The 20,176-nt window shown below is 44.8% G+C and carries 19 protein-coding genes; 7 read left to right on the forward strand and 12 right to left on the reverse strand.

Annotated features, from left to right (window positions below; genetic code table 11):
- Window positions 1–5: 5 nt before the first annotated feature.
- Both W234_RS14460 and W234_RS14745 read right to left on the reverse strand, forming a co-directional pair.
- Window positions 6–572, reverse strand: a complete 567-nt coding sequence (locus tag W234_RS14460; RefSeq protein ID WP_227501901.1) for an IS630 family transposase — start codon at window positions 570–572, stop codon at window positions 6–8.
- Window positions 499–849 carry an IS630 transposase-related protein gene (locus W234_RS14745; RefSeq protein ID WP_025643618.1) on the reverse strand — a complete coding sequence of 117 codons (351 nt, stop codon included), beginning with the start codon at window positions 847–849 and terminating at the stop codon, window positions 499–501. The genes W234_RS14460 and W234_RS14745 overlap by 74 nt, the downstream gene beginning before the upstream one ends.
- A gap of 101 nt (window positions 850–950) precedes the next feature.
- On the opposite strand from W234_RS14745, the gene W234_RS14750 reads away from it, so the two are divergent.
- A complete protein-coding gene (locus W234_RS14750) occupies window positions 951–1,091 on the forward strand; it encodes a hypothetical protein (RefSeq protein ID WP_227501900.1) in 141 nt (46 codons plus the stop codon).
- Window positions 1,092–1,763: 672 nt separating this feature from the next.
- Window positions 1,764–2,429 (forward strand): hypothetical protein, encoded by a 666-nt coding sequence (locus W234_RS0104535; protein WP_025645173.1) that lies wholly within the window; start codon window positions 1,764–1,766, stop codon window positions 2,427–2,429.
- Window positions 2,430–2,550: 121 nt separating this feature from the next.
- Here the strand turns inward: W234_RS0104535 and W234_RS0104540 are convergent, their stop codons facing one another.
- The 3 genes from W234_RS0104540 to W234_RS0104550 form a co-directional block, all read right to left on the reverse strand.
- Window positions 2,551–3,294 (reverse strand): zinc-dependent peptidase, encoded by a 744-nt coding sequence (locus W234_RS0104540; RefSeq protein WP_025645176.1) that lies wholly within the window; start codon window positions 3,292–3,294, stop codon window positions 2,551–2,553.
- Between the two features lie 165 nt (window positions 3,295–3,459).
- Complete coding sequence (uvrA, locus tag W234_RS0104545; RefSeq protein WP_025645178.1) at window positions 3,460–6,015, reverse strand: excinuclease ABC subunit UvrA; 2,556 nt, start codon at window positions 6,013–6,015, stop codon at window positions 3,460–3,462.
- A 177-nt stretch (window positions 6,016–6,192) separates the two neighbouring features.
- The gene (locus tag W234_RS0104550; RefSeq protein ID WP_025645180.1) at window positions 6,193–7,065 is read right to left on the reverse strand and encodes a LysR family transcriptional regulator; all 873 of its coding nucleotides are present in this window, start codon (window positions 7,063–7,065) and stop codon (window positions 6,193–6,195) included.
- A 123-nt stretch (window positions 7,066–7,188) separates the two neighbouring features.
- Here W234_RS0104550 and W234_RS0104555 point away from each other — a divergent pair, with 123 nt between their 5' ends.
- Window positions 7,189–8,334 carry an S-(hydroxymethyl)glutathione dehydrogenase/class III alcohol dehydrogenase gene (locus W234_RS0104555; RefSeq protein WP_025645182.1) on the forward strand — a complete coding sequence of 382 codons (1,146 nt, stop codon included), beginning with the start codon at window positions 7,189–7,191 and terminating at the stop codon, window positions 8,332–8,334.
- Window positions 8,335–8,450: 116 nt separating this feature from the next.
- Here W234_RS0104555 and W234_RS0104560 read toward each other — a convergent pair whose 3' ends face one another.
- The 4 genes from W234_RS0104560 to yghU all read right to left on the reverse strand — a co-directional run bounded on the left by W234_RS0104560 (window position 8,451) and on the right by yghU (window position 14,515).
- Window positions 8,451–9,695: a DUF819 domain-containing protein gene (locus W234_RS0104560; RefSeq protein ID WP_025645184.1), complete on the reverse strand. Its 1,245-nt coding sequence runs from the start codon at window positions 9,693–9,695 to the stop codon at window positions 8,451–8,453.
- A gap of 213 nt (window positions 9,696–9,908) precedes the next feature.
- On the reverse strand, window positions 9,909–11,561 hold the full coding sequence (locus W234_RS0104565; protein ID WP_025645185.1) for a DEAD/DEAH box helicase: 1,653 nt from the start codon (window positions 11,559–11,561) through the stop codon (window positions 9,909–9,911).
- A 599-nt stretch (window positions 11,562–12,160) separates the two neighbouring features.
- Window positions 12,161–13,324, reverse strand: coding sequence for a DUF1176 domain-containing protein (locus W234_RS0104570; RefSeq protein ID WP_051397407.1), 1,164 nt, complete (start codon window positions 13,322–13,324; stop codon window positions 12,161–12,163).
- Window positions 13,325–13,684: 360 nt separating this feature from the next.
- On the reverse strand, window positions 13,685–14,515 hold the full coding sequence (yghU, locus tag W234_RS0104575; RefSeq protein WP_025645187.1) for a glutathione-dependent disulfide-bond oxidoreductase: 831 nt from the start codon (window positions 14,513–14,515) through the stop codon (window positions 13,685–13,687).
- A gap of 467 nt (window positions 14,516–14,982) precedes the next feature.
- On the opposite strand from yghU, the gene W234_RS0104580 reads away from it, so the two are divergent.
- Window positions 14,983–16,359: a DHA2 family efflux MFS transporter permease subunit gene (locus W234_RS0104580; protein ID WP_025645193.1), complete on the forward strand. Its 1,377-nt coding sequence runs from the start codon at window positions 14,983–14,985 to the stop codon at window positions 16,357–16,359.
- A 143-nt stretch (window positions 16,360–16,502) separates the two neighbouring features.
- On the opposite strand, the gene bfr (W234_RS0104585) is transcribed toward W234_RS0104580, so the two are convergent.
- The 3 genes from bfr (W234_RS0104585) to W234_RS0104595 form a co-directional block, all read right to left on the reverse strand.
- A complete protein-coding gene (gene bfr / locus W234_RS0104585) occupies window positions 16,503–16,985 on the reverse strand; it encodes a bacterioferritin (protein ID WP_025645194.1) in 483 nt (160 codons plus the stop codon).
- Window positions 16,986–17,052: 67 nt separating this feature from the next.
- The gene (bfr, locus tag W234_RS0104590) at window positions 17,053–17,547 is read right to left on the reverse strand and encodes a bacterioferritin (protein ID WP_025645199.1); all 495 of its coding nucleotides are present in this window, start codon (window positions 17,545–17,547) and stop codon (window positions 17,053–17,055) included.
- 369 nt (window positions 17,548–17,916) lie between these two features.
- On the reverse strand, window positions 17,917–18,108 hold the full coding sequence (locus W234_RS0104595; protein ID WP_025645200.1) for a bacterioferritin-associated ferredoxin: 192 nt from the start codon (window positions 18,106–18,108) through the stop codon (window positions 17,917–17,919).
- A 37-nt stretch (window positions 18,109–18,145) separates the two neighbouring features.
- Here W234_RS0104595 and W234_RS14465 point away from each other — a divergent pair, with 37 nt between their 5' ends.
- The 3 genes from W234_RS14465 to W234_RS0104610 all read left to right on the forward strand — a co-directional run.
- The gene (locus tag W234_RS14465) at window positions 18,146–18,361 is read left to right on the forward strand and encodes a hypothetical protein (RefSeq protein WP_156923951.1); all 216 of its coding nucleotides are present in this window, start codon (window positions 18,146–18,148) and stop codon (window positions 18,359–18,361) included.
- Window positions 18,362–18,758: 397 nt separating this feature from the next.
- Entirely contained in the window at window positions 18,759–19,103 is a 345-nt protein-coding gene (locus tag W234_RS0104605; RefSeq protein ID WP_025645205.1) for an ArsR/SmtB family transcription factor, read from the forward strand.
- Between the two features lie 210 nt (window positions 19,104–19,313).
- Window positions 19,314–20,176 (forward strand): IS30 family transposase (locus W234_RS0104610; RefSeq protein ID WP_025644112.1); only part of this gene is annotated, 863 nt, incomplete at its 3' end.

Genomic DNA, 20,176 nt, shown 5'->3' on the forward strand with positions numbered 1-20,176 from the left:
TATAGTTAAGTCTTTATAAAATCGATACAGCCCATATCATAAAACAGTTTAGGGAGATTATTCTCCATCCACCCTTGGCGCAGAAACTTAGCCTGTGCCCATTTTTTCTCAATAGGGTTCAGATCAGGGCTGTACGGCGGCAGCCAAAGAATACGATGGCCATGTCTGTTTAATAGTTTTTGAATGCGTTTGCTTTTATGAAACCGAGCGTTATCCATGACAATCACGCATTTAGTCTTGAGACTTGGAATTAAAGTGTGTTTGCACCAGTCGTAGAATATGGTGCCATTGATGTTCTGCTCAAAGTAATCAAGCGCAAAAAGCATTTTTTCATAGAGAGCTCCGATGACGTTGGTTCGCTTTTTTGCTTGCCAGTTGTAGCTATCGATACAGGGTGTACCAATCGGTGCATAGCCATGAGAACGAATGGTTTCAGCCTCAAAGCCGCTTTCATCCATATAGACAATGGGGTAGCCTTGCTGCGTAAAGCTATCAAGCTTATTCTGGAATACTGCTCTTTTTATCGGACACGCTTTTGGATGTTCTAAGGTCTTTTTTTTGACTGATACCAAGACGCTTTAAAGCATTAAAGATGCCAGTCTTACTACAGTTCAAGCGACGAGCTCTTTCATAGTTATAATCATCTGGATATGTTTTTACGTCTTCAATCAATGCGTCATCAGGTATTTTAGTTGGTGCTTTATTTCTGGTTGTTTTAGGAGTTAGGTTCTGCTGCCAGCTGTGAATGGTGCTGGTGCTAAGTCCATAAAACAGCGCAGCTTCTCGTATGGTCATGCCATCAGCGATGCTAGAAAGTACCTGTTTGCGATAGTCTATTGAATAAGTCATTGTTTATTTCATTAATTAAGATTGTTATAAATATTGTATCGGTTTTATTTGGATTAGACTATACTAGAATAGATGCCGCCGCCATGGTAAAGGAGGCATAATTGGACATCACCAACACTGACAATCATTTTGAAATATACACCACCGATGATAGGCAAACGCAGATTGAGATTCGCCTAGAGCAAGAGACGCTGTGGCTGTCGCAAGCGCAAATGGCAACCTTCTTTGTAAATGTTTTTTAGATGCCATAGGACTACATCTAAAAAACATTTACAAAGAAGGCGAATTAGATCAAACAGCAACTACCGAGGAATCCTCGGTAGTTCGCCAAGAAGGGTCGCGCCAAGTACGCCGTAAGATTCGTTTTTATGGTACTCATAGGTGAGCCGACCTTAATGGATGTGGCCACCAGTCATAAAGGCATGGCAACGATGGGTTAACCGCGGCTTAGCACGATTGTATTGGCTTTCTTTTATGATTTGTATCACCGTATAGAAAGACAGACACTATCCTTAATATCTGTCTTTCTGTACGGTGATTGTTTATGTGGAGCAAGACAGTATTCTATTGAGCAGTGCTAGATAGAATATCTTTAAATTCTAATAGCTAACAACTTAATCAAATAAGAGTTTATTTATGCTGTGATAGTTACATCGTGGGTTCCATAAATAAATTACTCGAGATTGCTTATTTAACATAATATACATTATGCGAAAATAGACCAACGGCTTTTGCTTATTACAGTAAAAGCTGTTTACATAGTATTTGCTATGCTTCTTTAGCTTTTATACTTAGCCTTTATAATTATAATTAGCTTATGTATGCTGAATTTATCATTAGGCCATTTAATAAAATCGCCATTATTATAAATAATTATTGCTTGCGGTAATTTTTACTTCGTTAAGGATATTTTTATGACCAAACGCTCTTATACTTTGCAATCTTTACAATGCATCGCTGCAGCTGCGCCCTTGATCCTTGTTGGTTGTCAGCCTGCCATTCATTCGCAAAACAGCGCCGCGCAACGTAACTCAGCTATTAGCACTCTTGTGATTGAAGACCAAAGATCTACGTCAGCTTCGGCGCAGACACTTGAACAACAGGCTCTACGTATTCAACAAGCTTTGGCTAATGGCGACTACGCTAGCATTACTAATGATATTCATCCGATACACGGCGTACGCTTCTCAATGTATGCTTATGTGCGCCCAGAATCTGATAAGGCCTTTAGCCGAGCCCAGTTTGCTCAGTATCTGCAAGAGTCCGATATTCGCTTCACTTGGGGCAAAAAAGACGGTACTGGTGATTTATTCATCACACCACTGCCGACATACTTGGACACTTGGGTGGATGGCAAAAAATTCAATGATATGAATATCAGCGTCAATAAAATTACCAATAATGGCAATTCAATCAATAATTTAAAAGACATATACCAAAACTCAGACGTTGTAGAGTTTTATTATAAAGGCACTGCAGAATACGCTGGTATGGACTGGCGTGTACTGCGATTGGTGTTTGATGAGTATAAAGGCAGGCGCTATTTAGTTGCTATTATCTCTGATCAGTGGACGGTTTAATGTATTAGGGACACGCCCTAGTCCAAGTCGACTGGAAACCGTCAATAAAAGGGCAATACCCTGCCCTTTATGTCTGTTAACAGCTTCTAGCTAATATTATATATTCATATTTTATTATATACTATAGTGGCGTCTGCCGAAAAAACTTCACCATAATGTCGTAAATATCAGGATAAGCGTCTACGAGCTTTTGCGGCGTCTCAAAAAACACTTCACTGAGTACAGCTAAGAATTCTGCCGGATTGGTTGCGCCATAACGATCGAGTCCTGATTTGCGATGGGTTTGAAAATCCTCAAAATCACGGCTCATAATCTTGGTCCAGCGTTCAGGATCCATGTCTGGCTGCATCGGCGGAAAGCCATTAGCACGGCCATTTAGCATATCTAGCTTATGCACAAACTCGTGAATAACGACGTTATGACCGTCACGCTCGCCTGAGTGCTTAGCATCTTTCCATGACAGAATAACAGGCCCGCGCTGCCACGCTTCACCGCTACGGTGCTGTTGACCTTCGTGGACGATGCCGTATTCGTCAACGCTTTTAGCTTCGCTTTTGTAAGACCCTGAATAAATGATAATTGACGACCAGCCTTTATACCACTCAAGACCAAGATATAAGATCGGCAGGCAGGCTTGTAGCGCAATAGACTGTCTGACTTTATCGGTAACCTCGAACCCTTGTGCGCCGGTAATAGATTTATCCGCCAAAAACAGCGTTGCTAACTCAAACAACTCGTTCATCTCATCATCGGTAAGACGGTCTAGTATGGGGATACGTCCGGCCGCTTGCTGCCAGTCAGCGACTGTAAACTCGCTATTATCTAAAATACGCTGATCACGCCATTCTTTTATCATCTCAAACATGGTTGTTATATCCTTACCTCATCGCTAATAGAGAAGTCTAAGAGTGTACTCCTGATGACATTCCTGCTTCTTTTTGTTCAATACAGTTAGAGAAATGCTGGGCTAGAACTAATGAGGATAGCCAAACACTAACATCCATTAATGCTGCCTGTAGCCTTCGATAAGTTAAACCGTTAAAAAAGGCGCGGTTCGACTCACCTTCGACTCAGCCACTTTTTTTGGCGTACCTTGGGCGACAATCTGCCCGCCTGCATCTCCAGCTCCCGGACCCATATCGATAATCCAGTCGCTATTACTTGCCACTTGCATATCGTGCTCCACCATAATGACCGTATTGCCTGCGTCAACCAGCCCATTTAGCTGCGCCATGAGCATAGAGACGTCAGCAGGATGAAGGCCTGTGGTCGGCTCATCAAGGATATAAAGCGTATCGCCGCGCTGAGTACGTTGCAGCTCAGTGGCAAGCTTAATACGCTGCGCCTCCCCGCCTGATAGCTCGGTGGCGGGCTGACCCAAACGCAAATAGCCCAGGCCAACTTGCAGTAGAGCATCTAGGGCGCGCAGGATAGGCGCTTCCTCGGCAAAAAACTCATAAGCTGCTTCAACCGTTAGATTTAGCACCTCCGCGATGTTTTTATCGCGATAAGTGACCTCCAGCGTCTCATCATTATAGCGCTGTCCATGACAAACTTGACAGGGCGCATAGACACTCGGCAAAAATAGCAACTCAACGCTGACAAACCCCAGTCCTTCACAATTTGGGCAACGACCCTTTGACGTATTAAATGAGAAGCGGCCTGCATCATAACCGCGCGCTTTTGCTTGCTTAGTTGCGGCAAATAATTTACGCACATAATCAAAGAGTCCGGTATAAGTGGCAAGGTTTGAGCGCGGTGTCCGGCCAATGGCTTTTTGGTTAATATTCACAAGCCGGCTCACTTTATCCATGCCAGATACGATACGCCCGCCGGTTGGCGCTTCAAACTCTTGCTCTAGCAAACCTGCCTCATCAGTTGGTGTCTCAGTCACCATCTCTTTCCCTAATGCTTCATTGACTAGCTCAACTAGTGCCTGACTGACCAAACTTGACTTGCCTGATCCAGATACGCCAGTAACACTAGTGAGGACCCCGAGCGGAAACTCGGCGCTTAATCCTTGTATATTATTGCGTTCTATATCAGCAAGCTCAAGCCAAGCGCTCGGCTCTCTAAGGACTTGTTTGTTTGCGCCGTCTTTATTAGTAAACAGATAGCGCGCTGTCGACGATTCTTTAATATCCTCCAGACCTTCCACAGGCCCACTGTAAACAATTTCGCCTCCATGCACGCCAGCCTTAGGCCCGACATCAACCACCCAATCGGCATGCCGAATGACGCTCACATCATGCTCAACCACAAACACTGAATTGCCAGCGTCTATCAGCTCATCCAGAGCACCGAGCAGGGCTTGTGTGTCAGCAGGATGCAAGCCAGCGGAGGGCTCATCAAGCACATAGACGACGCCAAACAGTTGCGAGCGTATTTGCGTGGCTAATCTAAGACGCTGCAACTCCCCTGGCGACAAGGTCGGCGTGGTACGTTCAAGCGACAAGTAACCCAAGCCTAGCCGGGTTAACGCCTCAACGCGCGCGAGGATATCGCTAGTAATACGCTGTGCGACGATGGCTTTTTCGCGGTTGGGAGTATCATCTTTGATTTTTGTATGCGCTGTTTTTTGCAGCGCGAGCGCCAGATCGGTTAAGGTAAGCTGTGACAGCTCGCCAATATCAAGACCTGCGAATTTGACTGCTAGCGATTCTTTTTTGAGCTTTTTTCCGTGGCATTCTGGGCATACAGAGATTTGCATAAACTGCGAGACGCGTTTTTTGACTCGCGGGCTTTGAGTGGTGGTAAATGATTGCAAAATAAAGTTTTTGGCGCTGATATAGGTGCCCATATAGTTGGGCTTTTCTCCTTTGTCGATCGCAGCACGCGTTTGCTCAAGGCTATATTCAGGATAGACGGGCACCGTTGGCGTCTCATCAGTATATAAGATCCAGTCGCGAGACTCTTTGGGCAGCTGGTTCCAAGGGGTGTCAATATCATAGCCAAGCGTAGTCAATATACGGCTCAGGTTTTGGCCTTGCCAAGCGCCCGGCCATGAAGCAATGGCGCGCTCACGAATGGACTTGGTCGAATCGGGCACCATCATATCCTCAGTCACATCAAACACTCGGCCAATACCTGAACATACCCGGCAAGCACCCTCTGGCGTATTGGGCGAGAACGCATCGGCATAGAGCATCTCTTGATCGGCCGGATAATCCCCTGCCCGCGAATACAGCATCCGTAGCGCGTTAGAGATGGTGGTGACGCTTGCCACCGATGAGCGCACTGAAGGCGTTCCGCGCTGCTGCTGCAAAGCGACCGCTGGTGGCAAGCCTTCTATCGCATCGACATCAGGCTCCTCCACTTGGTCAATCAGACGGCGAGCATAAGGCGCTACCGAATCTAAATAGCGCCGCTGCGACTCAGCAAACAAAGTACCAAACGCCAGTGACGACTTCCCTGAGCCTGATATCCCGGTAAAAACCACTAGCGCATCACGTGGCAGATCAACGTCGACGTTTTTGAGGTTATGAACGCGCGCGCCTCGGACTTGCACGTGATTGTTTGATTGGCTTGTTTGTTGATTAGGAGCGCTATAAAGGTCGCGCGAGGTTGTGCTATTGTGCTTAGCCATACCGCAGTCTTTCCTCTTAAATCGTTATTATTATAATATTTGATTGGCTAGAGGTTAACACACCTTGATTGTCGGCTATGGCTAGGCTTACGTATTCATAGCATAAAAAGACAAATCGATAACTAACAACAGCTAAATGATTTAAACTGCGCTTTTAATTGGTACTTTTAACTTGTACTAGGGTCTGGATAGATTTGCTGCCAAGTAATCGACTAATAGCCTGATTTTCGATGATAAATGACGATTATGCGGATAGACGGCCCAGATATCTTCTTTAGGTTCTCGGTATTTATCGAGCAGACTGACTAGCGCGCCACTTGCTAGGTATTTTTGCACATAATAATCAGGAAGCTGGACCATACCTAGGCCTTTCAAAGCTGCATCCACTAAGCTGTAGCCACTGTTATAGCGCACCGGACCACTGACTTGCACCTTTTTTTCTTTCCCAGCGCTTTTAAAACGCCAATAATCTAGCGTTCCAAGTAAACAATGATGCTGACTAAGGTCGGCTAGTTGCTGCGGCGCGCCATACTTATCTAAATAAGCAGGCGATGCGCAGACAAAACTAGTGCGGCTGCTTAGTTTCTTGGCCATCAAAGTTGAGTCATGCAAGTGTCCAATGCGTATCGCTAAGTCATAACTGCCTTCGATTAAATCGATGGTTTGATTGCTCAAAAAAGCCGTGACCTCAATATCCCGATATTGCAGCATAAAATCATTCACAAGCGGTAAGAGTTGTTGCTCGCCATAAGTGACAGGAGCAGTTAGTTTTATCTTACCCTGAGGTTTAGACTGCAAGTTACTGACTGCCTGTTCCGCGGCATTCAACTCATCTAGCACCACTCGGCAGCGCTCATAAAATACCCGGCCCTCCTCTGTCAATGATACCCTACGAGTGGTACGATAGAGAAGCTTGGTGTTCAAACGCGCCTCCAAAGCACTCACTTGCCGGCTGACTTGCGCGGTGGAAATTCCTAGCCTTTTGGCCGCTTTAGTAAAGCTTTCGTACTCGGCAACATAAACAAACTCATTAACGCCTTCCCACTGCATGATTATTACCACCTTGTAAAAGACTTTTTCAATTTTACTATATTATCATTACTTTAGAAATAATATAAAATAGTCACCATCATCCTAAACACTCGTTACAATTAAAAATAAGGAAGCGAAGCTATGTCAAAACAAGCCAATACTACCGATGAATTTATTAAATCCAAAGCCGCTGTCGCTTGGGGCCCAAAACAGCCACTTTCTATTGAAGAAGTAGATGTAATGCTGCCGCGTAAAGGTGAGGTGCTAGTAAAGATTCTAGCCAGCGGCGTTTGTCATACTGATGCCTTCACTTTATCCGGTGAAGACCCAGAGGGCGTATTTCCCGCTATCTTAGGCCATGAAGGCGGCGGTATCGTTGAGCAAGTCGGCGAAGGTGTAACTAGCGTTGCCGTTGGCGACCACGTGATACCTCTATACACTGCTGAGTGCGGCGTCTGTAAAATGTGCCGCTCGGGAAAAACCAACCTGTGCTCGGCAGTACGTGAAACTCAAGGTAAAGGCTTAATGCCAGATGGCACCACGCGCTTTTATAAAGATGGCGAGCCTATTTATCACTATATGGGCTGCTCCACTTTCTCTGAGTACACCGTTCTACCTGAGATCTCTTTAGCCAAAGTCGATGAAGAGGCCCCTCTAGAAAAGGTCTGCTTACTGGGCTGCGGCGTGACTACCGGCATGGGCGCAGTTATGAATACTGCTAAAGTAGAAGAAGGCTCTACTGTTGCTATTTTTGGTCTTGGTGGTATCGGCCTTGCTGCCATCATCGGCGCAAAAATGGCCAAAGCCAGCCGCATCATCGCTATCGATATCAACGAAGATAAATTCGAGTTGGCCAAAAAACTCGGCGCAACCGATTGTATTAACTCCAAAGACTACGACAAGCCTATCCAAGACGTTATCGTCGAGATGACTGATGGCGGCGTCGATTATTCGTTTGAATGTATCGGTAACGTCGATGTCATGCGCTCAGCGCTCGAGTGCTGTCATAAAGGTTGGGGCGAATCGGTGATTATCGGTGTCGCTGGCGCAGGACAAGAGATCTCCACCCGTCCATTCCAGCTTGTCACAGGCCGCGTTTGGAAAGGTTCGGCATTTGGCGGTGTCAAAGGCCGCAGTGAACTACCCGGCTACGTTGAGAGTTACTTACAAGGCGATATTCCTTTAGAGGACTTCATTACCCATACGATGCCTATCGAGGACATTAATGAAGCGTTTGACCTTATGCATAAAGGAGAAAGCATTCGCTCAGTGGTTCATTTTGAATAATAATAGCTGAAGGTTATCGTTATTCTCAAAGCTGATAATTTATTCGCTTAAAAAAAGCAGCATAAACTCGTTTTATGCTGCTTTTTTAGTACCAAACAAGTTATTCTTAACCGCTACTATCCCACTACCAAACGCATCATCTGTGTACTGATATAACCGCCAAAGGTACCAACCGCATACCCTAAAATACCCAAAAACACACCAACTGGTGCCAAGGAGGGATGAAAAGCGGTGGCGACAATAGGCGCTGATGACGCGCCGCCGGTATTGGCATTTGAGCCAACCGCTAAAAAGAAAAACGGCGCGCGAATGAGTCTTGCGACAATAAAGATGATAGCCACATGAATACTCATCCACACCAGGCCAATCAAGAGTAAGCGCCACTGCGAGACGATGCCGGCAAGATTGATCTGCATACCGATAGCGGCAATAAGTACAAAGATAAATACCGTACCGATTTTGGAGGCGCCGACATGATCCAGACGACGGATTTTGGTAAAGGAGAAGACAACCCCGATTAAGGTAATAATCACCACCATCCAAAAAAAGCTACTGGCAAAGCTATACTGCACCGCCCAGCTATAGGGCGCAAAGAAACCTGCAATCTGTTCTCCGACAAAATGCGCTACCCCAACCATGGCAAAGCACAGCCCAAACATCACCATTAAATCATTCAAAGTGGCCGGACGCGCGTGATTGCGCTCGTAGCTCTCGACAGCTTTGATGACTTTTTCTATGCTGCTGTTATCTGCTTTTAACAGGCGATCTACCTTATCGCTATGCTTGGCTAACACTAAAATTGCTAATAACCATAATGATGCATTAGTAGTATCCACCAAGATCATCATGCCGAATAAATCATCGCTAACCCCGAACAACTCCTTCATCGCTGCCTGATTGGCCGCGCCGCCGATCCAGCTTCCTGCGACCGCCGAAAACCCGCGCCACAAGGTGTCATCTGTGAACATCTCAGGTGACACCCATTTTGCTAACCCTAAACTGACAGGCCCGCTAACAATAATAGCTAAGCTTGCAGCAAAAAACATGGCAATCGCCTTCCAGCCTAGTCCCAATATCTTGGGCACATCCATCGACAGCGTCATCAGGAGTAAGCTTGCTGGCAACAGATAAGTGGCGGTAAAACCATAAATCTGCGAGCCGATACCATCAGCAAACACGCCTAAGCTATTGAGCGTCGCCGGTATAAAGCAGCACAGCACGATACCTGGCAGCACGGCATAAAAGCGCCGCCAAAATTTGCCCGGCAGCCCTTGAGTATAAAATACCAAACCAATAATTGCCATGATAATGCCAAAAGCTAACGGTAAGCTGTCTATCTTTAAGTCAGAAATAGCGAGCATCTAATGGCTCCAAGCAGGATCAATTTAGAGGAAGTGAATAAGCATTGCAGTATAGAGAAGCACGAAAATGAGCGCAAGGTCGTCTCATAAGAGCGCCCTATTTTTATTGACCTACAAAAAAGCCAGATACTAGCTATTCACTAGATATCTGGCTTTTTACACTATTCGTAAACCTCAATAGAGGTTTAGCTCAACAGACCAAATGATGGTTTGTTACGAGTTGCCACCACGGTTGCCGCGATTGCCACTTGGACGACCATTACCGCTTGAGCGATTGGCTGGACGGCCTTGGCTACCGCTTGGGCGACCACGTCCGGTTGCTGCGCGATCACCACGCGGGGCACTCGTGCCATCGCCGCGATTAGGGCCACTGCGCTTGCCTTGATAAGGCTTGCCGCCGAAACGGTCTTTTGGCTTACCAGATGAGTCACGTGACTTGCCTGCGCCTTGGCCTTGATAACCGCTGTCGTTGCTAGCGCGTTGACCACCGCCGTTAGACTTACCGGCATAGCCACCTGAACGTCCGCGTCCTTGACCACTACCATTTGAGCGACCACGCCCGCGGCCGCGACCTTTAGGTTTATTCGCACTTGGTACGTAAGTTTTCTTTGGCTCAAGCCCTTCAATAACTTCTACTTCCATCTTACGATCAAGATAGCGATTAATAGCTGCTAGCTGTGGACGATCATCCATGCTACATAAGCTGATTGCAACACCGGTACGACCAGCACGGCCACAGCGACCAATACGGTGGACATAGTCTTCTGTCTGACGCGGTAGATCATAATTGATGACATGCGAGATTGCAGGTACGTCGAGACCACGAGCAGCGACGTCAGTTGCGACTAGTATTTTGCATTTGCCATTACGCAAGTCTTGTACGATACGGTTACGCTTGCTTTGCGGCAGATCGCCGTGCAAGAAGCTGGCTTTATGGCCGTCTTCTTTAAGCTGGCTGGCAAGCTTTTCAGTACTACGTTTGGTTGCCGCAAAGATAATGATTTGGTCCATCTCTGGTTGACAAACGACTTTGTCTAAGATTTTATTCTTATGATTAAAGTCATCACAGTAATAGACTTTTTCATCGATATGAGCCGATTCTACTTTAATAGACACGCGCTCTGGGTTTTTCGTGAAGCTTGCAGCGATCTTACCAACTGGGCCATCCCAAGTGGCTGAACACATCACCGTCTGACGGTCGGTTGGTGCCGCTTTTAGGATATCGTTGATATCATCAGCAAAACCCATATCAAGCATACGGTCGGCTTCATCTAGCACGAGCACTTCTAAGTGTGATAAATCAACACGGCCTGCTTTAATATGATCGAGCAGACGACCTGGGGTTGCGACAATCACTTGTACGCCTTTTTTAAGCGCGCGAATCTGACCGTTATACGGCGCGCCGCCGACTAGCGGTACACAAAATAGACCGCGCATATCGTGCGAATACGTACGCACGCTATCATGAACCTGCTGAGCAAGCTCGCGCGTAGGCGTTAGGATAAGGGCTTTAGTGTGTTTGTCAAAGCTTGTGGCGCGGCTTAAGCGATCTAGCAGTGGAATAACGAAAGCTGCTGTTTTACCACTACCAGTCTGCGCTGATAGTAATAAGTCACGACCCGCTAACGCAAAAGGAATAGCCTGCGCTTGGATAGGTGTCGGGTTTGTATAGCCACTGCGATCAAGCGAGGTTAAGATAGGCTTGGCAATGTTAAGATCAGCAAAGCTGATTTGGTTTTCCTCAGTAGTCTCAGACGCGTCAGTAGTAGCGGCTTGAGCCTGTTCTGCTGCTGTGTTGGTTGTTTGAGTGTCGTTGTTTTCGATGATGCCGTTTTGGGCGGCGATAGTAGATAAGATGTCAGTCATGAGTATCCTTGGTAGTTGAGCCGCTGCAAATTCAGCGTGCTTGATGCCTACCACTGATAACCGTTCATCAAACAGCCTATTTACCAATCAAAATGGTAAAGTATCTGCATGATGTCTGACGTATTTTGGTGGTAGTGCCGAGTGTCTTATCTTCGTTTGTTACTCTAACTTCATCATTACTTTGTCCAAAGTAGATAAAGGCAAGTAACACCCAATTTAAGCCAATCTTTAGGCTAGTAGATAAGATATGAGTCAAAAATAGCGCTATCAATAAAAGCTATTTAAGTACACAAAATCATCGGCAACAATTACTCATAGCCATCCTAGGCTCAAAATCGCAGGCGATGTTATCAATCTCATAATACACGTAGTCGAAGCTAACGTGGCGACGTAGTATATCACAGCTTATTTATTATCCCTATCTATTTTTTTATATTCATAACCATAGTGCATTCACCAGTAATACTAAGGGTTAGCAAACAAAATGCTAAGCGCTAGAGGCCAACTCGGTACTAAATAACAGTACTAAGCAGTACTGATTATCAGTGCTAAGCTGAATATGGATGATAAGCGCTCATACTATAAAAATACTACCAAGCTTAACGTTTAACATCCGAGACATAAGTTGGCAAATCCCAAGCGCCGCCAGACTCTACCATACGGCAAAGACCTGTGGTGCTCTCGTAGCTTTTCTCAAAACGACGACCCGTCCAGACCCAGTCTGTCTTTTCTAAGCAATCTCCAAGGCTGCGGCCTTTTTGGATAGCGCTTATTTTGCCACTGTCATAGCTAGTAGCACTATTAGTGACCAATTTGGGGTTATAAGGCGCGCTGTCATTCATTACCCACATACCATGGCCAACATTATAAGCATCGACCCAGCATTTATGCTGAGCGAGTAGCTGATTGCCATTTAGGCGCTTCACACGCCAGCCGGAATCATCGCTTAAGCTTGGACAATCGCGCTTTGCATCTGCTAGGGTATTTTTCATTATAGCTGTAAGGTCTGAGGCGTCTATTCTAAAGCTCTTTTTTTTGGCCATTCTTGTTGCTGGTGGCACTAAGCGTAATTGCGGGGCAGGTTTGGCAGCTAACACTTGACTGTCAGACTTACTCCCTTTCTTCACTAACGCCCCACTCGTTCCAACTCGCCCTTGCGCTTCATCTGCCTTTAGCATGACTGCCATTGCACCATCACCGGACAGCTCCCAGCGTGTATTACGAAGCACAAATTCGATCTTGCTCTCTTTGGTCAGGGCCTCTAGCAGGGCGCTCACTTGCCCAGGGGTTAAGACGGCGTCATTAGTAGTGCTAGAGTATGGCTGCGCCTCACCATAGTCTTTACCATCTATAATAAGCGAGATACGGTGACGGTTACCTAGTTGCAGCAAGGATTTGGCTGAGCCCTCTTTAGCCCCGCCAAGCTTTACTCTGCCATCAACCTTTGCCGCCTCGCCAGCGCGGCGAACCAATAACACAGAGACTGGCATCTTAATGTTATTCTGACTTTGATATCCTGCTAGCCGGCAGGTTCGAGTATTGTCACAAGCGACTTGCCAATCTTCTGAGTCAAGCGCTACCGGCGTGGCCGTATTACCCATAGTGCTAGCAGCCATAGCACTAATGGCGAATAAGCCTAATGATAAATACTTTTTGAGGTACTCCCTGGGAGTATAAGACGCAATAGCCAGAGCTACGCTCGTAGGATGAACGCGCCGCTGCTTATTATCTAGGCAATTTTTTTTATTATTAGTATATTTCATAAGGGATACTCTTAAACTTATAAGACATCAGTGCAAATTTTTAACATGGGCAAGCTACTATCTTAAACGCTTAATGTTACCGTTTGTTATTCTAATATATCATTGTGTAATAGATAAAAGGGATATAAATTCTATTAAAAGGGATATAAATTCTATTAAATCGTCTTAAAATCATTATTTAATCTCTATAACCCCTCATTACCGTAGGCTATTGATGCCTAACGATGGCTAGTCTTGCTCACTCCTTAGGTGTTTGTTCTGGCTTATTGGCTAAGCCCATAAAAAAGCCGATAACTTAAGCTATCGGCCCTTTATTTTAATAAATGGTTTAATTTTAAGGCTTTATCGCAGATTAGATAGTTAGGAATGAATAGATTGTAGCGGAAGATCAACCGCTCTTTTTACTGCCGGGCGCTGCGCTATGGTTCTAGCCCAGCGCTGCAAATGCTGATAGCTATCAACCTGTAAAAATTCAGCCGAGCCTTCATAGAGATCGCCGAGCACAAGTTGGCCGTACCAAGCCCAAATAATCATATCAGCAATATTGTAACTTTGTTCACCATTACCGCACATATAATCACGGTCTTGTAAGTGAATATCTAACACATCGAGCTGACGTTTGGTCTCCATTGTAAAGCGATTAATCGGATATTCCATCGGTTCAGGGGCATACGCATAAAAATGACCGAAGCCGCCGCCTACATACGGTGCGCTGCCCATCTGCCACATCACCCAGGACAGACACTCAGTCCGCGCTCGGCCCTGCTCTAGTGGTACAAACTTACCGAACTTCTCTGCCAAATATAGTAAAATCGCGCCTGACTCAAAGATATGAATAGGCTCATCATCTTCTACTGCTGAATAATCTACTAAGGCTGGAATTTTAGAATTGGGATTAATATCGACAAAGCCTGAGCCGAATTGATCATTTTCAGAGATATCGATCTTATAGGCGTCATATTCTGCGCCTTTTACCCCAAGCTCGCGCAGCTCCTCTAGTAAGATATTGACCTTGACACCATTTGGCGTGTTCAATGAGTAGAGTTGTAGCGGCGCATCCCCTACTGGTAATGTTTGCTCGTGGCGCGCGCCTGCGGTGGGACGATTGGTGTTGGCAAACTTACCGCCGTTTTCTTTATCATTCGTCCAAACTTTTGCGGGTTTATAGGGGTTATCATTATTATCACTCATAAGCGTTATCCTGTTTTATTATAAACTTTGCTTCATAAAATTATAGTCAATCAATATTAAAAGTGGTACAAGGCAGACGAGTGCAAGTACTACAGTAGTAGGCTAAACGAGTCTAACGCTGTAACACTTTAATAGTGGTTCGACTATATCAAAGCTGCTACCAGCTTTAAATTTTAACATTCATTTCAGTTTTGAGAATCCACTATAGCGGATAGCTCTCTAGCTAGAAAAGAGCTTTAATGTAGCGATTATTAAGCAAGTTATGTCATTTAACCTGATTAATATCCGTACGTATCGTTATCAGCGTGACTGTAACTACACTTTGAGACTGAGCTTTGGCCGCTAACCGTTACTTTCTCCTTCTTTAACTACTGCCTGATTGTCCCTATACTACGCGCAAACCTCAAACTATAATTTAATACTTCATAAATTTAACACTTTATAAAGTAAGCGATGGTGATGTCTACATGGTAACGCTAACCCCAGCGCAAGATAAATTCCTACCTTATGTGTTAGCCGTAGCGCTGTTTATGCAGATCCTTGATGCGACGATTCTTAACACATCGCTGCCGCAGATGGCTGAGGCTCTAGGAGAGTCGCCACTCAAAATGCAGTGGGCGGTGATCAGTTATGCGCTAACCTTAGCGATCTTTATTCCGATTAGTGGTTTTTTGGCGGATAAGTACGGCACGCGTAAGGTATTTTTATCCGCTATTATTATCTTCTCTGTCGGGTCGCTGATGTGTGCCGCTTCGCCGACGCTCGATATTTTGATTGGCTCGCGTGTTATACAAGGGATTGGCGGGGCGATGATGACGCCAGTTGCACGGCTGATCTTAGTCAAGTCTTATCCGCGCAATAAGCTTTTAACGGTGATGAACTTTGCGGTGATTCCGGCGCTGATTGCCCCATTAGTAGGCCCAGTGCTCGGCGGCTATATCGTACAATACTTCAGTTGGCATTGGATATTTTTAATCAATATTCCTATGGGTATCCTAGGCTACGTTATGGGCAAAAAACTGGTGCCTGACTTATTTGAAGATGCCAAGCATTTAGATTGGGCAGGCTTTGCTTTATTTGCCGCTGCAGCTTGCGGCTTTACCTTAGCTGTAGAGTTTGGCTCACAAACTGGTCGCGGCTTATATGGACTGATACTCGCGCTGATTGCTTCAGTATTGATAGGCGCTTATGTTTGGCATGCTAAGCGCCGGCAAGCACCGCTATTTCCCTTGAGTTTGTTTAGCATTCGCACCTTTCGAATCGGCATTGTTGGTAATTTATTTACTCGCTTAGGAATTAGTGCGGTGCCTTTTTTGTTGCCGCTGCTGCTGCAAGTGGTGTTTAAATACTCACCTTCTCAGGCGGGTTGGTTACTTGCGCCTATAGCCATTGGCGCTATGGGTATCAAGCCTTGGGTCAGTAAAATCATCCAGCGCTACAGCTACCGTAAGGTATTAGTGGTGAACACGATTTTATTAGGTATTTTGATTATTATTCTAGCGCAGTTCAACGATCCGTCTTATTGGATATGGTATATCCCTATTTTGATCATTATGGGTGCTTGTAACTCCATGCAGTTTAGCGCTATGAACACTCTTACAATAGGTGACTTGGAAGGCACACAGACCAGTAGCGGCAATAGTTTAATGGCGGTTAATCAGCAGCTTGCGATCGGTTTTGGGATTGCCTTTGGCGCGGCGGTACTCAACTTATTGCGTGAGCGCATGGATCTCGATATGCTGATGGCATTTCAGACGACTTACTGGGTACTTGGCATCTTGACTATTTTATCAGGGCTGCATTTTTTACGTCTTAAGCCCAATGATGGCGACGGCTTGTATTAGTTGTCTAAAGATATAAACTTAAAAAAACCAGCTTAAGCTCACAAGGCTTAGGCTGGTTTTTTTATTAACCGTATTACAAGAGCTTTTAGGAATAAACCTCAATTATAGTTATTAAAGAACTATAGTTAGTAAAGCTTGCATACTTACGGGGTATGATCGTCATTAATCTGCGATTGAATATAGTTATGCACGCCGACATCGCGGATAAGATCTTGCTGGGTGTCTAGCCAATCGTCGTACTCTTCATTACCGTCTTTTAGCTCGACAAGTAGCTTGCGTGAGACATAGTCTTTGTGCTGCTCACACAGGGTAATCGCATCGGTGATGATGTCGAACTTTTGGCGCTCTAAGCGCAGATTGCACTCAATCATCTCAGGCACGTCTTCTGCGATAAACATCTTGCCGTAGTCCTGCAAGTTTGGCAGACCCCCTAATAGCAAAATGCGCGCAATCAGATCATCCGACCATTTCATCTCATAGATAGACTGTTTGTACTGATTTTCATTTAAAGCCTCAAGACCCCAATGACGCGCAATACGCGCATGCAAAAAATACTGATTAATCGCTATTAGCGACTGTCCAAGTACCTTGTTTAGGGCTCTAATTACTTCTTTATCGCCTCTCATCTCTCTCTCCTAAGCATCTAAAAAACGTAAGCGTTTACATAACTGATATTAGCCTATCACCCGACTTCTAGCCTTGGGTTAATTCTGGCGGTACTTCTGCTATCTGGCTTTGTAGATAATTAGGCAAAGTCACCATATCAATCAGGCGAAGCTGCTGCTCTAACCAATGCGCGTGATCTTCTTCGGTGTCTTGCAGCTGCTCCACCAAGATATCACGAGTGACGTAATCGTGCTCCTCTTCGCATAAGGCAATGCCGTCTTTTAGGTGCTGCTGCACTGCGTATTCAAGATCAAGATCAAACTGTAGCATCTCAGGTACAGTGCTGCCGATACGGATCTCATTCACCGTCATTTTAGGCGTACCGCTGAGCATTAAGATACGGCGAATAATCGCTTGCGCATGCAGGGTTTCATCCTCCATCTCATGGTGGATACGATCATAAAGCTTGCCATAATGCCATTCAGCGTACATCTCAGAATGAATAAAATACTGATCCCGCGCCGCCAGCTCACCGCCTAATAAAAAGTTTAAATAATCGATAACTTTTTGGCTGCCTTTCATAATCGCTACTCCTTTGTTTATTCGCTTTTATCATTATTAGCGCTGTCAATAACACCGCAAGCTAAAACGTAATGAATCAACTGTTGAGTCTAACATAAAGACAGCGCGGGGCTTGTAATATTAAGAACTAAGAATAAGATGCTAACTGATAATTGTTATCAGACTAAATTATTATGAGCATAAGTCGCCGCTACTTTTAGTGCGCTCTTACGTTTCAGCCTTACTTTTGATTGAGGCTTTATGCACCTAGCTGCACACATCAAAAAGCCGCCCTGCTGTGATAAGCAATGGACGGCTGACTCATATCTGACTAGCAGTTTATAGATTATTTATAGGAAAGAGCGCGAATCAAGTGGGCGATACCTAGCGCTATACGGCATACGCTAATACATCAAGTTTGGCGTGATGCTCATCAAGATAGTCATTGACCATAGGCTCACAGCAGCCGCAGCAAGTAGCGACATCAAGGGTGTCTTTTAGGCCATCAAGCGTGTCAATACCTGAAGCTATGGCGGCTTGAATTTGTTTTTCTTTGACGTCGTTACAGATGCAAACGTACATATAACTACCCCTACTTTAAGCTCTTAATGCTATTGGTATGCCAATCACTATAAACTGGCTTAAAACCATTATAATGATAATTATTAGCATTTACAATAACTTTTATAACCATCACTTTTCTCTTGCTAATGCTGTTACTGTTGCTGTTGCTGTTGCTGTTGCTGTTGCTGTTGCTGTTGCTGTTGCTGTTGCTGTTGCTGTGGTTAGGATAACGGATCGCTTCTGTTGCAATAATCAGCAATTAAACTCATAAAAGACGATAACTAAAGAACTTTGTAGCTCTACTTAGCAATATTTACTTAATCGCATATAAATTCATTACTTAATTCGGTAGAATAGGCAGTATGAAGTGTAGCAAATTGCCGATGAACGGTTATTTTTATAGATTGACACTCAAATACCATAAAAGCTAGAATGTCGTCGCTATTACAAATAGTGATTAATATTATTTTTAGTATACAAGTTATGTCAGTACTATAAACGAATGTCATAATTTATTTCTGAGCTATCATTTATGAGTATTTACTGATTTAATACCCTGTATTTGCCGATATCCTATTGTTTCTTTTTAGACGGGTTGATTCACCCATCATTGACTTTTTTGTGAACAGATTTGTGAGCAGATAAGCTATCATCCAAGAGACCTTTATATGTCTAACCCAAATAATGCTATACAGCCCATTGAGCTGTTCAAAGTCTTGTCAGACCCTACGCGCTTGAAGTTGTTCCAGATTTTGTACAAAAAAGAAGCGCGCTGCGTAGGCGAATTAGTCGATATGCTAGATCAGCCGCAGCCGACGATATCGCGGCATCTAAACCATCTCAAAAAGCTAGGTATCCTTAGCTGTGTGCGTGATGGGACGTGGATGTGGTATAAAGTGTCGAATGACATGCCTGACTGGTGTGCTACTATCCTTGAGACCACTTATCAGACACTAAAAGAACAAAACGCACCTATAAAAGAGTTAAGTACCGCTCAAATTGCTGATGCGTAACTGCGCTGATAGTTTATTTATCAGGTAGAGCCACGTAATATAAGAGCTTATGTCATCTTATAAAAAAGCAAAAAAAGACCTATAGCTCACTATTAGCTATAGGTCTCTTAGATTAACACATGAAGTGCAATACCAAATGCAAGGTGAAAAAAAGACCTAGATGCGCTAGCATCAAAGTTTTTATCCACCGACCAAAGTGAGATTGCAACCATGAGCTATACACATCTAAGCCTAGGTGAACGATACCAGATTTATGCCCTTAAAGGGGCAAAACATAGTATTAATTTTATAGCGAGGGTGTTAAACAGAAGTCCCAGTACCATATCAAGAGAGCTTAGGCGTAATAAAAGCCTACGAGGTTACCGAGCAAAGCATGCTAATAACAAGGCTTGTGACAGACGGGCTAACAACGCCACAACTATTGTGACTGACCTCTGGGCATGGGTGACAGACAAGCTTAAAGAGAACTGGAGTCCTGAGCAAATATCTGGCGTTCATGCTGGTATCAGTCATATGAGCATTTATCGCTATATTTGGCGTGATAAGAGGCAGGGCGGTACATTGTGGCAGTGTCTCAGACGTAAAGGAAAACCATACCGGCAGCGTCTAACCGCTGAGACTCGAGGCCGTATCAATGACAGAGTCTCGATTCATGAGCGCCCTTGTATTGTTGAAGAACGCTCACGTATTGGAGATTGGGAAGCGGATACCGTTATCGGTCAGCATCACAAGCAAGCGATTGTCACGCTCGTTGAACGTAAAACGGGGCTGCTGAAGATGAAGCGTGTGGGTCATAAAACAGCACAGCAAGTATCAGAGGCAATGATAGAACTCTTAGCGCCAGTGAGGTTGCAGGTTAAGACCATTACCTCTGACAATGGTAAAGAGTTTGCTCAGCATAAGAAGGTGAAACAAAAGCTCTTTAGCCCTTTCTTCTTTGCCGATGCTTATGCGTCATGGCAGCGAGGAACCAACGAGAATACCAATGGCCTTATCAGAGAGTACTTGCCTAAGGGTTGTGACTTTAGACAAGTCTCTGATAATGAAATACAGGACATTGAGAACAAACTAAA

The organism is Psychrobacter sp. TB15 (assembly GCF_000511655.1).
In the GTDB taxonomy this organism is placed as follows: Bacteria; Pseudomonadota; Gammaproteobacteria; order Pseudomonadales; family Moraxellaceae; genus Psychrobacter; species Psychrobacter submarinus.